The sequence below is a fragment of the Saccharothrix texasensis genome, from assembly GCF_003752005.1.
GTDB classification, from domain to species: domain Bacteria; phylum Actinomycetota; class Actinomycetes; order Mycobacteriales; family Pseudonocardiaceae; genus Actinosynnema; species Actinosynnema texasense.
The window spans coordinates 5,863,712-5,879,098 of sequence record NZ_RJKM01000001.1 but is presented as its reverse complement, the minus strand read 5'-3'; the positions used below and the strand labels follow the sequence as shown (position 1 = coordinate 5,879,098).

16 protein-coding genes and 3 tRNA genes are annotated in these 15,387 nt (G+C 70.2%); 7 read left to right on the top strand and 12 right to left on the bottom strand.

What is annotated here, in order from left to right:
• Positions 1–111: 111 nt before the first annotated feature.
• Positions 112–846 (top strand): hypothetical protein, encoded by a 735-nt coding sequence (locus tag EDD40_RS25945; RefSeq protein WP_123745249.1) that lies wholly within the window; start codon positions 112–114, stop codon positions 844–846.
• Positions 847–923: 77 nt separating this feature from the next.
• On the opposite strand, the gene rplA is transcribed toward EDD40_RS25945, so the two are convergent.
• The 5 genes from rplA to EDD40_RS25920 form a co-directional block, all read right to left on the bottom strand.
• Positions 924–1,640, bottom strand: coding sequence for a 50S ribosomal protein L1 (gene rplA / locus EDD40_RS25940; protein ID WP_123745248.1), 717 nt, complete (start codon positions 1,638–1,640; stop codon positions 924–926).
• Positions 1,641–1,716: 76 nt separating this feature from the next.
• Entirely contained in the window at positions 1,717–2,151 is a 435-nt protein-coding gene (gene rplK / locus EDD40_RS25935) for a 50S ribosomal protein L11 (protein WP_123745247.1), read from the bottom strand.
• Between the two features lie 99 nt (positions 2,152–2,250).
• Complete coding sequence (nusG, locus tag EDD40_RS25930) at positions 2,251–3,153, bottom strand: transcription termination/antitermination protein NusG (protein WP_123745246.1); 903 nt, start codon at positions 3,151–3,153, stop codon at positions 2,251–2,253.
• A 65-nt stretch (positions 3,154–3,218) separates the two neighbouring features.
• Positions 3,219–3,623, bottom strand: a complete 405-nt coding sequence (gene secE / locus EDD40_RS25925) for a preprotein translocase subunit SecE (protein ID WP_123745245.1) — start codon at positions 3,621–3,623, stop codon at positions 3,219–3,221.
• A 31-nt stretch (positions 3,624–3,654) separates the two neighbouring features.
• Positions 3,655–3,727: transfer RNA gene (locus EDD40_RS25920), tRNA-Trp, on the bottom strand.
• A gap of 187 nt (positions 3,728–3,914) precedes the next feature.
• On the opposite strand from EDD40_RS25920, the gene EDD40_RS25915 reads away from it, so the two are divergent.
• The 3 genes from EDD40_RS25915 (at position 3,915) to EDD40_RS25905 (ending at position 6,359) form a co-directional block, all read left to right on the top strand.
• Positions 3,915–5,156 carry a pyridoxal phosphate-dependent aminotransferase gene (locus EDD40_RS25915; protein ID WP_123745244.1) on the top strand — a complete coding sequence of 414 codons (1,242 nt, stop codon included), beginning with the start codon at positions 3,915–3,917 and terminating at the stop codon, positions 5,154–5,156.
• 125 nt (positions 5,157–5,281) lie between these two features.
• Positions 5,282–5,872 (top strand): MmpS family transport accessory protein, encoded by a 591-nt coding sequence (locus EDD40_RS25910; RefSeq protein WP_123745243.1) that lies wholly within the window; start codon positions 5,282–5,284, stop codon positions 5,870–5,872.
• Between the two features lie 91 nt (positions 5,873–5,963).
• Positions 5,964–6,359: an MmpS family transport accessory protein gene (locus EDD40_RS25905; protein WP_123745242.1), complete on the top strand. Its 396-nt coding sequence runs from the start codon at positions 5,964–5,966 to the stop codon at positions 6,357–6,359.
• Here the strand turns inward: EDD40_RS25905 and EDD40_RS25900 are convergent.
• The 7 genes from EDD40_RS25900 to EDD40_RS25870 form a co-directional block, all read right to left on the bottom strand.
• A complete protein-coding gene (locus tag EDD40_RS25900) occupies positions 6,356–6,775 on the bottom strand; it encodes a MaoC family dehydratase (RefSeq protein WP_123745241.1) in 420 nt (139 codons plus the stop codon). The two genes, EDD40_RS25905 and EDD40_RS25900, sit on opposite strands and share 4 nt — an antisense overlap.
• A complete protein-coding gene (locus tag EDD40_RS25895) occupies positions 6,772–7,221 on the bottom strand; it encodes a MaoC family dehydratase N-terminal domain-containing protein (protein WP_123745240.1) in 450 nt (149 codons plus the stop codon). The genes EDD40_RS25900 and EDD40_RS25895 overlap by 4 nt, the downstream gene beginning before the upstream one ends.
• A 74-nt stretch (positions 7,222–7,295) precedes the next feature.
• On the bottom strand, positions 7,296–7,460 hold the full coding sequence (gene rpmG, locus EDD40_RS25890) for a 50S ribosomal protein L33 (protein WP_015105301.1): 165 nt from the start codon (positions 7,458–7,460) through the stop codon (positions 7,296–7,298).
• 84 nt (positions 7,461–7,544) lie between these two features.
• Positions 7,545–7,617: transfer RNA gene (locus tag EDD40_RS25885), tRNA-Met, on the bottom strand.
• Between the two features lie 42 nt (positions 7,618–7,659).
• Positions 7,660–7,735 (bottom strand) — tRNA-Thr (locus EDD40_RS25880).
• Positions 7,736–7,801: 66 nt separating this feature from the next.
• Complete coding sequence (locus EDD40_RS25875) at positions 7,802–10,405, bottom strand: bifunctional diguanylate cyclase/phosphodiesterase (RefSeq protein WP_123745239.1); 2,604 nt, start codon at positions 10,403–10,405, stop codon at positions 7,802–7,804.
• A gap of 175 nt (positions 10,406–10,580) precedes the next feature.
• Positions 10,581–11,348, bottom strand: coding sequence for a PhzF family phenazine biosynthesis protein (locus EDD40_RS25870; RefSeq protein ID WP_123745238.1), 768 nt, complete (start codon positions 11,346–11,348; stop codon positions 10,581–10,583).
• A gap of 38 nt (positions 11,349–11,386) precedes the next feature.
• On the opposite strand from EDD40_RS25870, the gene EDD40_RS25865 reads away from it, so the two are divergent.
• From EDD40_RS25865 to EDD40_RS25850, 3 genes are all read left to right on the top strand, one after another.
• Positions 11,387–12,229, top strand: coding sequence for a hypothetical protein (locus EDD40_RS25865; RefSeq protein ID WP_123745237.1), 843 nt, complete (start codon positions 11,387–11,389; stop codon positions 12,227–12,229).
• 568 nt (positions 12,230–12,797) lie between these two features.
• The gene (locus EDD40_RS25855; RefSeq protein ID WP_123745235.1) at positions 12,798–13,040 is read left to right on the top strand and encodes a hypothetical protein; all 243 of its coding nucleotides are present in this window, start codon (positions 12,798–12,800) and stop codon (positions 13,038–13,040) included.
• A gap of 537 nt (positions 13,041–13,577) precedes the next feature.
• Positions 13,578–15,104: a pentapeptide repeat-containing protein gene (locus EDD40_RS25850; RefSeq protein WP_148088912.1), complete on the top strand. Its 1,527-nt coding sequence runs from the start codon at positions 13,578–13,580 to the stop codon at positions 15,102–15,104.
• Positions 15,105–15,387 lie beyond the last annotated feature (283 nt).

The following is a 15,387-nucleotide window of genomic DNA, read 5'->3' as shown; positions in this document are numbered from 1 at the left end:
GCGGGACCTTCGCTGCATGACTGGTGACATGCACGACCAGCGGTCTTTGGTGAACCGTCGCCAACACTAGCAGAGCGCTATTGGTGACCCAAATCGGTCATGATGTGACGCGTGACCGAAGAGCCGCCGAGGAACCCGCCGCCACCGGACATCGACCCGGAACAGCTCCGGCAGTTCCAGGAGTTCCAACGGTTCCAGGAGTTCCAGCGCTTCCAGCAGGCCCAGGGGTCCGAGCCGGCCCTGCCGCCGGGCGCCACCCCGCCGCCGGCGATCCCGCCGGCCGCCCCGCCACCGCCCGGCCCGCGCCGCAGGCCGCTGTGGCAGGTCCTGCTGCGCAGCAAGTTCGTCCGCCGCCTGGTGTACCTGGTGGTCGTGCTGCTCGTCGCCTCCTACTTCTACGAGCAGTACTTCGGCGGCGACGACCCCGGCGGCGTGGCGGAGGACAGCGGCGGCGTCGAGAACAACGTCATCGCGCCGGCCAACCCGTACGGCAGCAACGGCACGATCGGCCAGTTCTACAAGCACGTCGGCACCGGCGACGGGGGCCGCGCGTGCGCGTACTTCAAGAGCGACGGGCCGAAGAAGGCGTTCGCCGAGGCCTTCGGCGCGTCCGACTGCCCGGCCGCGGTCGCGAAGCTCAAGGGCGAGGTGACCGACGTGAGCACCTACCGGCAGCTCGTCTTCCCGCAGACGATGGTCAACCCGCCCGCGTCCGGCTCGGTCGACGTCAGCTCCTGCGCGCTGGAGGTGCGCAGCGGCCCGCGGCTGGGCAAGTTCGTGCTCACCAGGCAGACCAGCGGCGCGTGGGCGATCACCGGCTACGAGGCCGAGCCGAGCTGCCCCTGACGAGCTGCCCCTGACGACGCGAAGCGCCCCCCGGCGGGAGGCCGGGGGGCGCTTCGGGTGGTTCGGACGAGCCGTCGTCAGACGGTGGCCTCGTCGGACAGCAGGTTGCGCGTCCGGTTCGGGTCGACCGGGATGCCCGGGCCCATCGTCGTCGAGACGGTGATCTTCTTCAGGTACCGGCCCTTGGCCGCGGACGGCTTGGCGCGCAGGATCTCGTCCAGCGCGGCCGCGTAGTTCTCGACCAGCTTCTCCGGCTCGAACGACACCTTGCCGATGACGAGGTGCAGGTTGGCCTGCTTGTCGACGCGGAAGTTGATCTTACCGCCCTTGATCTCGTTCACGGCCTTGGTGACGTCGGGCGTCACGGTGCCGGTCTTCGGGTTCGGCATCAGGCCGCGCGGGCCCAGGATGCGGGCGATGCGACCGACCTTCGCCATCTGGTCGGGCGTGGCGATCGCGGCGTCGAAGTCGAGCCAGCCGCCCTGGATGCGCTCGATCAGGTCCTCGGAGCCGACCGCGTCGGCGCCGGCGGCCTCGGCCTCGGCGGCCTTGTCGCCGGTCGCGAAGACGATCACGCGGGCGGTCTTGCCCGTACCGTGCGGCAGGTTCACGGTGCCGCGGACCATCTGGTCGGCCTTGCGCGGGTCGACGCCGAGCCGGATGGCGACCTCGACGGTCGCGTCCAGCTTCACCTTGGAGGTCTCCTTGGCGAGCTTGGTTGCCTCCAGCGGCGAGTAGAGCCGCTCACGGTCAACCAGCTCAGCAGCGTTCTTGTACGCCTTGCTGCGCTTCATGCTTCTGTCCTTAAAGTGGATCAGTTGTGGTGACGAGCCAGCGCGCGGCTCTCCCACGACTACGAAAAGAGAGAGGTCAGCCTTCGACGGTGATGCCCATGGAGCGGGCGGTGCCGGCGATGATCTTCGCCGCCTGGTCCACGTCGTTGGCGTTGAGGTCGACCATCTTGGTCTGCGCGATCTCGCGCACCTGGTCCATGGTCACCTTGGCGACCTTGAGGCGGTGCGGCTCGCCGCTGCCCTTCTCGACACCGGCGGCCTTGAGGATCAGCTTCGCGGCCGGCGGGGTCTTGAGCTTGAAGTCGAACGAGCGGTCTTCGTACACGGAGATCTCGACCGGCACGACGGTGCCGCGCTGCGACTCGGTCGCGGCGTTGTACTGCTTGCAGAACTCCATGATGTTGACGCCGTGCTGACCCAGCGCGGGGCCGACGGGCGGCGCGGGGTTCGCGGCCCCGGCCTTGATCTGCAGCTTGATGATCGCTGCGAGCTTCTTCTTCTTGGGAGGCATCTCGGTTCCTTTATTGCGGTGTCCGCGCGCGGCCCTGCCAGCCGCAGCGTGGCTGCCGGCTCCCCCTGTGCGGAGGAGCCGGAGATCTTGTTGTCCTGGCTAGATCTTGGAGACCTGGCTGAACGACAGCTCGACCGGGGTCTCGCGACCGAAGATCGACACCAGGACCTTCAGCTTCTGGCCGTCCGCGTTGACCTCGCTGATCGTCGCGGGCAGCGTCGCGAACGGGCCGTCCATGACGGTGACCGACTCGCCGACCTCGAAGTCCACCTCGACGGTCGACTTCGCGGGCGTGCCGGCGCTCTTCTTGCCGGCCGCGGGCTTGTGCTCGACCTGGGGCAGCAGGAACTTCAGCACCTCGTCGATGGTCAGCGGCGACGGCTTCGAGGTCGCGCCGACGAAACCCGTGACGCCCGGCGTGTTGCGCACCGCGCTCCACGACGCGTCGTTGAGCTCCATCCGGACCAGGATGTAGCCGGGCAGCACCTTGCGCTGCACCTGCTTGCGCTGGCCGTTCTTGATCTCGGTGACTTCCTCGGTCGGCACCTCGACCTGGAAGATGAAGTCCTCCATGTCCAGGGTCTGGATGCGCGTCTCGAGGTTGGTCTTGACCTTGTTCTCGTAGCCCGCGTACGAGTGCACGACGTACCAGTCGCCGGGCGCGCGCCGCAGTGCTTCGCGCATCTCCTCGGCGGGGTCCGCGGGCTCGGCGTCGATGTCGACGACGGCGGCCTCGACGTCGCCACCGGACTCGGCGTCGTCGGACTCGGCCTCGACGTCACCGCCCGACTCGATGTCGCCACCGGACTCGATGTCGCCACCGGACTCGATGTCGCCGCCGGACTCGACGTCCTCGTCGGACTCGGCCTCGACGGGGGCGGACTCCTCGGTCTCCTCCGACGCCTCCGCCTGCTCGACGTCCTCGACGCCACCGTCGAAGTCCCGCTCGTCGGTCAGGTCGTTCAGCTCCTGGGCGTCAACGCCGCCGTTCTCGGAGGTCACTGTGGGTCTCGCTTCCTCTCATGCATCACATGCTCCGCCGCCACCGGGGGCGGCAGGCGATCGGCTCAGCCGAACACCCTGAACATGCCCCAGGCGAAGGCCGTGTCCAGGCCGAACACCAACGCCACCATGAAGGCCACGAAGACCAACACGACTCCGGTGTAGGTGATCATCTGCTTGCGGGTCGGCCAGATGACCTTCCGCAGCTCGCTGACCACCTCGCGGATGTACCGGACGATGCGGGCGAAGAAACCGACCCGCTTCTCCGAGTCCGCCCGCGAACGCGTGGGACGGCCCTTCTTGGCCTCCTCGGCGTCGGAGTCGGCCTCGGCCGCCTTCTTCGCCTCCACGGAGTCCTTGCGGCCCGCCGGTCGCGCGGAACCACGGCGCTCGCGCCGCGCTGCGGCGGTAACCGGCCGGGACGCGCCCTCGCGCTCTTCCGGCTGGTCCTGCTCGCGGCCCTCGCTCATGCCGTCCTCCGCTCACCATCGCGCTTCGACGCAGGGGCGACAGGACTTGAACCTGCAACCTGCGGTTTTGGAGACCGCTGCTCTGCCAGTTGAGCTACACCCCTTTGGGATCCGGCGGTCCGGATCCCCTGGCTGGAGACGCCCCGCACCCTCCTCACGTGGCCCGTGAGGCAGCGACTGGACGTTCCAAGACCGGAAGCATACGGCACCAAGTGCCCCCTCTTCCAACTGGCCCGGTCAGAGGGGGTGCCGGGCGCTCACCCGGTTGTGCGATCTGCCACGATTGGCCGCATGGGCACGCCTGAGACGACCACCGGGACCAGTACCTCCGAGCACCCGCGGATCTCCAAGCGGATCGGCGGCATCGCCGAGTCCGCCACCCTCGCGGTCGACGCGAAGGCGAAGGCGCTCAAGGCCGCGGGTCGACCGGTGATCGGCTTCGGTGCGGGCGAACCGGACTTCCCGACCCCGGACGCCATCGTAGCCGCAGCTCAGGCCGCCTGCGCGGACCCGAAGAACCACCGCTACACCCCCGCCGCCGGCCTGCCCGAGCTGCGGGAGGCCGTAGCCGCGAAGACCAAGCGCGACTCGGGCTACGACGTCACCGCCGCCCAGGTGCTGATCACCAACGGCGGCAAGCAGGCCGTCTACCAGGCGTTCGCGACGGTCGTGGACCCGGGCGACGAGATCCTGCTGCCCGCCCCGTACTGGACCACCTACCCCGAGGCGATCACGCTGGCGGGCGGCGTCCCGGTGCAGGTCACGGCGGACGAGTCGACCGACTACCTGGTCACGGTGGAGCAGCTGGAGGCGGCGCGCACCCCGAAGACCAAGGTGCTGCTGCTGTGCTCGCCGTCCAACCCGACCGGCTCGGTCTACTCCCGCGAGCAGATCACCGCGATCGGCGAGTGGGCCCTGGAGCACGGGCTCTGGGTGATCACCGACGAGATCTACGAGCACCTGGTGTACGACGGCGCCGAGTCGGTGTCGCTGCCGGTGGCCGTGCCCGCGATGGCGGACCGCACGATCGTGCTCAACGGCGTGGCCAAGACCTACGCGATGACCGGCTGGCGGGTCGGCTGGCTGATCGGCCCGGCGGACGTGGTGAAGGCCGCCGCGAACCTCCAGTCCCACCTGACGTCGAACGTGGCGAACGTGTCGCAGCGGGCCGCGCTGGAGGCCGTGTCCGGGCCGCTGGACGCGGCGCACGAGATGCGCGAGGCGTTCGACCGCCGCCGGCGCGCCATCGTCGACCTGCTGTCCGCGATCCCCGGCGTCGAGTGCCCGACCCCGAAGGGCGCGTTCTACGTGTACCCGTCGGTCAAGGCGCTGATCGGCAAGACGCTGCGCGGTGCCGAGATCACCGACACCGTGCGGCTAGCGGCGCTGATCCTGGAGCACGCCGAGGTGGCCGTGGTGCCCGGTGAGGCCTTCGGCACCCCCGGCTACCTGCGGTTGTCGTACGCGTTGGGCGACGACGACCTGAAGACCGGTGTGACGCGGATGGCCGAGCTGCTGGCCGAGGTCGAGTAGCACACAGTTTCGACGCTCCGTCACGAAAGGCACCTCCGATGGGGGTGCCTTTCGTCGTATTGAGACTTATTCGCGTCACGCCGGGTAGCTGTGATGTGTACCACTCTGACGGAAGCGGAGGGGTCATGTCCGACCCACAGCGCAACGGCCCCGGCACCGCGGGGTTCGTGCTCGGGCTCCTGGGCCTCGTGACGAGCTTCGTCCCCCTCCTCGGCGTCGTCGCCTGGTCGCTGGTCCTCGCGGGGCTGGCCCTCGGGCTGCTCGGCCTGCTCCGGGTCGCCCGCGGGCAGGCCGACAACAAGGGCCTCGCCACCGCCGCCGTGGTGCTCTCCGCGCTCGGGCTCGTCGTCTCCGTGGCGTGGGTAGCGCTGTTCGGCCGGGCCACGTCCGACGCCGAGAACGCGCTCGACGACCTCCAGACGAGGGCCGACAAGGGAGCCGTGCTCCTCTACGAGGTGACCGGCGACGCCTCGGGGGCGACCGTCAGCTACTCGACCTTCGGCGCCACCGGCTCGACCGCCACCGCCGAGGAGGTCGCCACGCTGCCGTGGACCAAGGAGTTCACCGTCAAGGGGCTGTCCCACGGCGGCACGCTCGACGTCACGACCAGCGCGGGCGGCGGCACGGTGACGTGCGCGGTGACGGTGGACGGCGTGGCGAGGAAGACCGCGACCGCCTCCGGACCGAACGCGGTCGCGAGTTGCTCGAACTTCTGACTTAACTCCTTCGGGTGACCGGTGTAACCGTCGGTAGAACGAGACCGATGGTCCATTCAGTCTAATCGATCTTCACCCGAGGAGCGCAACGATGGCGGAACCCGCCCTGCCCGACCCACCCGGGCGCCCGGGCCGCAGGTGGCTCGTGATCACCTCGGCGGTGGCGCTCGTGGTGGGCTCGATCGCGCTCGTCCGGTGGACCGCGGCGCCGGAGCCGCCGGTCCGGGTCGTCTACCAGGTCAGCGGCACGGCGGGCCGGGCCACCGTCACCTACTCGACCTTCCGGGACGGCGAGACGCGCCAGGCGGAGCTGAGCGCGCTGCCCTGGCGGCTGGAGCTGTTCACCGCCGAGCCCGATCACGGCGAGCTGACCGTCACGATCGGGCCCGACGGCGGTGACGTGGCGTGCGAGGTGCGGGTGGCGGGCGTCGAACGGCGCTCGGCGACCGCCACCGGCGCGCACACCAGCGCGCTGTGCGGGTTCTAGGCGAGCCGGACGACGGCCGACGCGCCACCGAGCACGGACTTGCCCTCGACCACGGCCGTCACGTTGACCTTGACCGTCCCGTCGTCCAGGACCTTGGTCACCTTCGCGGTGACGTCCACCAGCGCGCCCTGCTCGTCGTCAGGCACCGGCACGGGCCTGCCGAAGCGCACGCCGTACTGGACGACGGCGCCGGGGTCGCCCACCCACTCGGTGACGATCCGGGCGGCCAGGCCCATGGTGAGCATCCCGTGCGCGATCACGCCCGGCAGGCCGACCTCGCGGGCGAACCGCTCGTTCCAGTGGATCGGGTTGAAGTCGCCGGACGCGCCCGCGTACCGGACGAGGTGGGCGCGGGTGATGCGGACCGACAGCGGCGGCAGCTCGTCGCCGACGGAGACCTCCGACGCGCGGATCACGCGTCCTCCCCCCGCACCACGAGCGTGCAGCGACCGGTCGTGACCGGCTCGCCGTCCTCGGTGCGCACCTCGGCGCGGACCGCCAGCATGTCGTTGCCCATCCGCGACGTGATGTTGTCCACGTGCAGCACGGAGGTGAGGCGGTCGCCCGCGACGATCGGGCGGTGGTGGACGAACGTCTGGTCGCCGTGCACCACGCGGCTGTAGTCCAGGCCGAGGTCGGGGTCCTCGACCAGCACGTCGTTCGCCTTCAGCGACACGATGATCGCGAACGTGGGCGGCGCGATGACGTCGCGGTACCCGGCCGCGCGGGCGGCTTCGGGGTCGCGGTGCAGCGGGCTGGTCTCGCCCACCGCCTCGGCGAACTCGCGGATCTTCTCGCGGCCGACCTCGTAGGGCGGCGACGGCGGGTAGGAACGTCCGACGAACGACTGGTCGAGAGGCACGCGCAGCAGGTTATACGCGACGAGGCCCGCCCCGGTTCCCGGGACGGGCCTCGTCGTGCGGTCTGGCTACCGGCTCAGCGGGTTTCCTTGTGAGCGCGGTGGGTCTTGCAGTTCGGGCAGAACTTCTTGATCTCCAGGCGGTCCGGGTCGTTGCGCCGGTTCTTCCTGGTGATGTAGTTCCGGTGCTTGCACTCCTCGCACGCGAGGGTGATCTTGGGGCGTACGTCGGTTGCAGCCACGGTCCTTGCCTTCCCAGAGCTCGTGTGCCCCGACCCGAGCGGGCGACCAGTGCGGGCTTACCGCCTGGCGGGGATCTAGCTGAGTAGCGGTGGCCGGACTTGAACCGGCGACACAGCGATTATGAGCCGCTTGCTCTACCAACTGAGCTACACCGCTTTACACAACACGGCCGCGATGCTCGTGCACCGCGGCCAGTTGTGGAGCCCCTTTACGGAATCGAACCGTAGACCTTCTCCTTACCATGGAGACGCTCTGCCGACTGAGCTAAAGGGGCTTGCTCTTGCGGAGCCATGAGAACTCTACAACAGGCGTGCCGCAGAAAGGAAATCGGGGGGCCTCACTAGTGGACCAAGGTGAGCACCGTCTCATCCCGCGCTCCCCTGACCTGGACCGTCCGGGCCCGCAACCAGGCCTCGAAGCGGTCCTCGGACAGCGGCCGGGAGATCAGGTAGCCCTGCGCCACGTCGCAGCCCATGCCGACGAGCTGGTCGCGCGCGGCGTCGTCCTCGACGCCCTCGGCGACCACCGTGAGGCCCAGCGAGTGGCCGAGCTCCACGATCGACCGGACCACCGCCATGTCGCCCAGGTCGGTGCCCATGCCCAGGACGAAGCTCTTGTCGATCTTCACCTCGTCCACCGGCAGCTGCCTCAGGTAGGCCAGCGACGAGTAGCCGGTGCCGAAGTCGTCCACGGCCAGCACGACGCCCATCTGGTGCAGCCGCCGCAGCACGGGCAGGGCCCGCTCCGGGTCGGCCATCACGCCGGACTCGGTCAGCTCGAACGTCAGCAGCTCCGGCGGCACCTCGTGGCGCTTCAACGCCGCCGCCACGCGGTCCGGGAACTCCTCGTCGGCCAACGTGCGCACGGACAGGTTCACCGCGATGGACATCCGCAGCCCGCGGTCGATCCAGAGCCGCACCCGCGCCAGCGCCGTGTCCATGACGAAGTCCGTCAGCACGTCGATCAGACCGGTCGCCTCGACGGCCGGCACGAACTCGTCCGGGTCGACGCGGCCGAACTCGGGGTGCTTCCACCGCACCAGCGCCTCCGCGCCGATCACCTGCCTGCTCGGCAGCGCGACCTTCGGCTGGTAGTGCACGGAGATCTGGCCGGTCTCCAGCGCGGACCGGAACTGCGTGACCAGCTGGAAGCGGCGCAGGAAGATCTGGCCCATGCTCGGCGCGTACTGGCGCAGCGGCTCGTTGTCGCTGGTCGCCCGGACGGCCACGTCGGCGCGTTGCAGCAGCGCGTCGGGGTCCGGCTCGTCGACCTCGCAGTCCGCCGTGGTGGCCCAGCCGACGACCGCGCCCGCCTCGACGGTGAGCCGGTCCACCGGGTAGGGCACCGACAGCGCGGCGCGCAGCCGTTCGGCGATCTCCTGGATCTGCTCGGCCTGCCGGTCCAGCAGCAGCGCGGCGAACGCGCCGCCCTCCAGCCTGGCCAGCGGCACCTCGGGGCCCAGCTCGTCGCGCAGCCGGCGGCCCGCGGCGACGACCATCCGGTTGCCCCACGCCTGGCCGAGCGCGTCGGAGACGGTGGACAGCACGTCGAGGTCGATGCGGACCACCACGGCCGCGTCCGCCTCGCGCATGGGCTCGTTGGCGGCCTCGCGGAAACCGGGCCGGTTGAGCAGGCCGGTCAACGGGTCGTGGTAGGCGTCGTGGCGCAACCGGGCCAGCAGCCGGCGGTTGTCCACGGCGGTGGACAGGTGGCTGGCCAGGGTGCGCAGGAGCTGGATGTCGGCCTTGCCGAAACCGCGCCACCGGCTGAGCCGGTCGTGCACCTCGACCGCGCCGAGCAGCTGGGTCGCCCCGCGCAGCGGCACGACCAGCGCTTCCTGCGCGTCCCGGCGCACCAAGGACTCGGAGACCTCTTCGCCCGCGTCGACGATGCGGAAGTACCGCACCTGGGCGCCGGGCAGCTGGAGCATCGCGTCCTCGCGCAGCACGCGCGGGTCGTCGCGGCGCATGCCCGGCGGCAGCGGCTCGCCCGCGACCAGCGTGCGCATCGGGGCCTGCGGGTCGGTGCGCAGCCGCAGCACGACCCGGTTGGCGTTGAGCTGCTCGCGGATGCGTTCGGCGATGAGCTGCCAGTCGTCGTCCTCGCCGCAGCCGTCGTCCTCTTCCTGGTTCGCGCCGCGCGGTCCGGTGACGTGGCGGCCCGAGCGGGCCACCCGCAACGAGACCTCGCTGAGCGCCTCCAGGTCGCGCTGCTCGCGCAGCAGGCCGGAGTAGGCCAGGTAGATCGCCGTGATGCCGAGGAAGACCAGGCCGATCAGCAGGCCGCCCCACGGCGCCTTGTCGGCGATCTCGTAGCCGGCCAGGCCGGCGGAGGTGTTCAGCAGGGCCACCACGAGCGTCTGGAGCACCAGGCGCAGGCTCGGCGCGACCCTCATGCCCTTGCCCATGATCCGCAACGCGGTCAGGCCGAGCACGCTGGCCAGCAGCGGCACCGCGATCGTGCCGATGAACGCGCCCGCCCAGAACGGGCCGTCCGCGCCGAGGAACCGCTTCACCAGCTCGGCGACCGCGAAGGCCACCGAGATCTCCATGAACATGAGGCCCGCGTTGTAGACGGCGCGGTCGAGCACGCGGCGGCCGAGCAGCGTGCCCACGCCCGCGACCACGTGCGCGGCGAGCACGATCTCGAACGGCGCGACGAGCAGGCCGAGCACGAGCGGGATCTCGGTGAACGAGATGGTCCAGGCCACTCCGCTGCGCACGTCGACGTTGATGGCCAGCTGCTCGGCGAGCAGGAACCCGATCACCAGCAGCGGGCCGGTCCACCACAGGTCGACGTCGGGGTCCGAGTCGGGCAGCCAGCTGCCGACCAGGAACGCGGACAGCGCGCCCGCGACGAGGAGCAGGACCGCGAACACGCTGAACGCGCGGTTCGTGGACCGGGTCGGCGCGCTGGGCGCCGTGGCCGACGCGTGGTCGGACATCCAGCCTCCTCGTCGGCCGTCGTCGCGGCAGGCCGGGTCGCGGCCTACGGGCTCCGGGCGTGACTGAGGGGCCCCGAACACCGACCAGGACCCCTCCAAGGCTGCCAATGTACCCCGGTCGGGGGACGAAATGGCAGGTCGTGTAGCGGAACGCCACGAGAAGTCACGGACCGGATCACACGATCAGTCGGCCCCGGATCACCGTGACGGCCTGTCCGGCGAGGCGTACCCGATCTTGGTCCAGAGTGGTCCGGACCAGCCCTCCGCGGGCCGACGCCTGCTCGGCCAGCAGGTTCGCGCGGCCGAGCCGCGGCGCCCACCACGAGGCGAGCGTGCAGTGCGCGGAACCGGTTACGGGATCCTCCGGGACTCCGTAGGAGGGGTAGAAGCACCGGCTCACGACGTCGAGGCCGGGCCGGTCGCCCGGTGCGGTGACGATCACACCGCGGCCGGGCACCTCGGCGATCGCGGCGAAGTCCGGTCGGAGCCCGCGGACCTCGTCGGCGGACGCGGCTTCGACCAGGACGTCGGACACGGCCCGCGCGACGGCCCTCACCGTGACGCCCGGCAGGCCCGCGCGCAGCGGCGTGGTCATCTCGATCGGCTCCGCCGGGTCGGCCGGGAAGTCCATCTCCACCCAGCCGTCCTCGGCCGTGCAGGTGAGCACGCCGCTGCGGGTGTCGAAGCCGCGGCTGCCGCCGAGCACGTGCGCGGCGGCCAGGGTGGCGTGACCGCACAGGTCGACCTCGGTGACGGGCGTGAACCAGCGCAGCGGCAGCGGGTCCTCGCGGTCGACGCGCACGAACGCCGTCTCGGCGTGCTTCATCTCGGCCGCGACGGCTTGCATCCACCGCTCGTCCGCCGGGCCGTCCAGCAGCACCACGCCCGCCGGGTTGCCCGCGAACGCGCGGTCGGTGAACGCGTCGACCACGTAGAGGTCCACGCCGGCAATGTACGTCCCGGAGGGGTTGGCCGGCAGGTGTGGACCCGCTGCTGCCCGACCTCGCGCCCGCCGACGACCCGTACTCGTTCACCGAGGTGTCCGCGGACGACCTGAACGCCTCCTGGGGAGCGCTGCGCACGCACTCGTTGCGCCGGCACCCCGGCGCGGACCTGGACGACCTGCCGCGCCGGTGGCCGTTGAGCGGCGCGGGCGACCACGACACGGCCGCGTCGGTGACCGTGCCCAGCCGCGCCGCGGAGGCGGCCGAAGTGCTCGCGCGGCACGGGTTCGCACCCCTGCTCGTGACCGCCGCCCGGCTGCCCGGCCGCGGCCTCGACGGCCGCTCGGCGGTGCGGGTCGTGCCGTTGGCGCGCGAGCACCTGGGCGCGGCGGTCGCGCTGGACCTGGAGACGGTGCGGTTCGACGGCCGGTTCGGCGTGGTGACCACCCGGCCGGCGGCCGGCGGCTGGGCGAGCACGTCGAGTCGCTGCTTGCGAGTCCGAGCCGTGCGCGTGGCCGGCGGAGCGCGACGTGGCGTCGGCGCGGCGCTCGCCGACCACGCGCACCGGTTGCTGGACGGGGCGGGCGTCGGCGTGACGCTGCCGCACCACGCCCTGCCCAACCCGCTGTCCGCGCCGTTCCGGCACTCCCACGGCTACCGGCCGCTGTGGACGACGTGGCAGCGGCGCCCCGCCCGTCAGACCAGCACCTGCTCGCGGCGCTCGGACCGCAGGCCGCCGCGGATCTCGTCCAGCACCAGGCGGGCCTGCGTGGCGGCGACGTGCTGCGCCGCGCCGCTGCCGATCGCGTCGCGCAGCGCCAGCCAGACCGCGGCCTCGTCCTCCCGGACCGCGGTGAGCAGGTCGCGCTGCTCGGGGTAGGGGTGCAGGGCGATCTTGTCGGTGTGGGCCTTCAGCGTGGCCAGGGCCGCTCTGGGCACCTCGCCGGTCGAGGCGACGCGGTCGAGCTTCGCGGGCAGGTCGACGGACGCGAGCTCGGACAGCGACAGCGGGCCGAACTCGAGCACGGTGTTCAGCCCGTACTCCAGGTCGTCGGCGGCGTGGAGCAGTTCGCGCGCGTCGGCGACCAGGGGTGCCCGGCGCCGTCCGGCGGACCGGACGACCAGGCCGAGCGCGACACCGGTCGTGAGGGCGGCGAGGGCGACGAGGATTTCGCTCATGGACGCCAGTCTCAGCGCCCCACTGGCCCCATCCGCCCCTGCGGGCGACAACGGGTCGATCGGAGCGCCGGCCGGTCACGGGTAGTTCGGTTGGGCTGATCGGCGCAACCGGTCGGCGTGGCGTCGTCGTCCGAAAGGCGCAGTGGGGGACAGTGGTGATGTCCTGGTCCACCCGAGTGAACTTGTCCGGGCGGGGTACTCGAAGCGCAGGTCCAGACCTCTTACAGGGCGAGGAAGCAGGAACGGGAAGGACGGGCGAGGGGGCCGCCATGAACGTTGCGAGGGAGCTGTCCGGCCGGGCGAAATCCATGCTCCGCGCCGTTGCCGCAGGTCGGGCCGAGCTGTCGGGGGGACGCGAGCCGGACCTGTACGTCGACGGGTTGCCGTGCTGCGACCAGATGGTCACCCACGACCTGGTCCACGCGGGACTGCTGCGGGCACGGCGCGCGGTGGGCCTGGACGAGCGCACGGACGCCGAACTGACCGAAGAGGGCCGAGCCGCCATCGCGTAACCCTCGAACAGGCGTTCGATATGGGTTATGCTGCACACGAGGCCGGCACGCAAGCGAGAGGAAGCGCTTGCGCGCCGGCCTCGCCTACGTCAACGGACCGGCCTCACGCTTGACGACCTACTTGCGCTGGGCGCTGCCGCCGAGGTCGGGTCCGGGGTAGCGCCCGCCGGCGGGCCTCGTGGTCGCCCCCTCAGAGGGCACAACGCAAAACCCCTGCTCGCGCTTTCGCGAACAGGGGTCTGCGTTTACGTGGCGGGTAGAGGATTCGAACCTCTGTAGCTTTCGCGACGGATTTACAGAGTCCCGCCCACGCCACACCTGACCAGCGCTGACAGTCCTTGGCGCAGCCACTTCGGCACATCCTCGGCACAGACACCCGCTGCCACCCTGCCCACAGCAAGCTGTCCGGCCCGACTGGCGTGCCTCCGGAACACAGACACGTCGACCAACGATGATCCGAACATGCCCGAGGACCACCCCACTCCTGTGCCGTTACCCCGCCCTGCGCCCGGCGAGCAGTCCGCTACCCGTGCGCCCGTGCCGCTGCCCACGCCATCCACGTCACGCACGCCGCTGGAGCCGATGCCGCGCAGGGTGATCGCGACCGTGGCGGCTCTGGTTGCCACAGCGACGATCGGCCTGGTCGTGGCGCTGTGGTGGGCAGGAACCGCAGGACTGTCCGGTGCGGAGTTGGTGAACGCGCGGTTCAACGCACTGCGCACCGGGCTGAGCATTGGAGTAGGCGGCGGTGGCATCTTTGCGCTGTACCTGGCATGGCGACGCCAGCACGCCACCGAGATCGGGCTGGTGCAGAAGGAACGAGACCAGGCCGACGTTGCACGCGCCTACGAACTGCAACGCGAGACCGCCGAGCACACTCGTCTGCACGCCGAACGCGTCGCGGCCACGACCGAACGCGACGCCGAAGCCCGCCGGATCACCGACCTGTACGCGAAGTCGGTGGAACAGCTCGGGTCGGACAAGGCACCGGTACGTCACGGCGGCCTGTACGCCCTGGAACGCCTCGCACAGGATCACCCCGACAACCCAGCCCTGCGCCAGACCGTGGTCAACGTGCTCTGCGCTTACCTCCGCGCTCCCTTCGACCTCCCCGACGACCCGCCTGACGCAAACGCCGATCAGGCCGCCCGCGATGAGCACCGCGGACGAGTCCAGGAGTGCGAGGTCCGGCTAACCGCCCAACGCATTCTCACCACGCACGTGAATCCCGGCAGCGACGCCGACCGCCCTGCGACAACCTTCTGGGTAGACACCGACTTCGACCTCACAGCCGCAGTCCTCATCGACTGGGATATGAGCAACTGCCTACTGCGCAACGCGACTTTCCGCGGGACCACATTTGCCGGGGACGCCGCGTTCCGCGAAGCAACGTTCACCGGGGTCGCCGCGTTCCGCGAAGCAACGTTCACCGGAAATATTTGGCTCCTCAAAGCAACGTTTGCCGGAGACGCCTTGTTCAGCGGAGCAAAATTCGCCGGGGAGGCCTGGCTCCATGAAACGACGTTCACCGGGGAGATTTGGTTCAACAAAGCGACGTTTGCCGGGGACGCCTTGTTCAGCGGAGCAAAATTCGCCGGAGACGCCTTGTTCAGCGAAGCAATGTTCACCGGGAACGCCTCGTTCCGGGAAGCGAAGTTCACGAGCGACGCCTGGTTTCGTGAAGCGACGTTCAACGGGGACGCCTTGTTCAACGAGGCGACGTTCACCAAGGTCGCCTTGTTCGACCTAGCGACGTTCACCGGGGACGCCTTATTCCGTGAAGCGACGTTCAACGAGGCCTCCTTGTTCAGCGAAGCGACATTCAACGGGTTCGTCTCGTATAGTGAAGCGACGTTCACCAGGGACATCTCGTTCCATCAAGCGAAGTTCCGCCATTCCTCTCCGGCCGAATACTTTCACCCCACGTCATGGCCCATCGGATGGCGACTCTCACCTGACCACACGGCCATCGAAGGCCGCGAGGGCACCTGGCATCGAATTCTGGCTGTTGGCGCTGGGCCCGCCCTCTCCGACAGCCCTGCTTCCGAATCCGCTCGCGACTGATCCCCAGGCTTTCGCATTAACCATACTGACCAGCGCTTACGGCTCACAGCGTCGTCACCTCGGTACGCATCCGGTACAGGCACCGCGGGCGATCCGGTAGCTTCCATACCACGTCCCGAGCGCGCGACAGATCTGTTGGGAAGCCCGCCGCCGCAGCCCGCACGTCGCCGTCTTCGGGATCGGTGACTTCGGTAACCTCGGTAACCGGCCAGGTCAGAGTCTTGCCGGAAGGTAACTGATCAAGATCGGGTTACTGTTCGATCGGTGACCCGATCTTGATCGG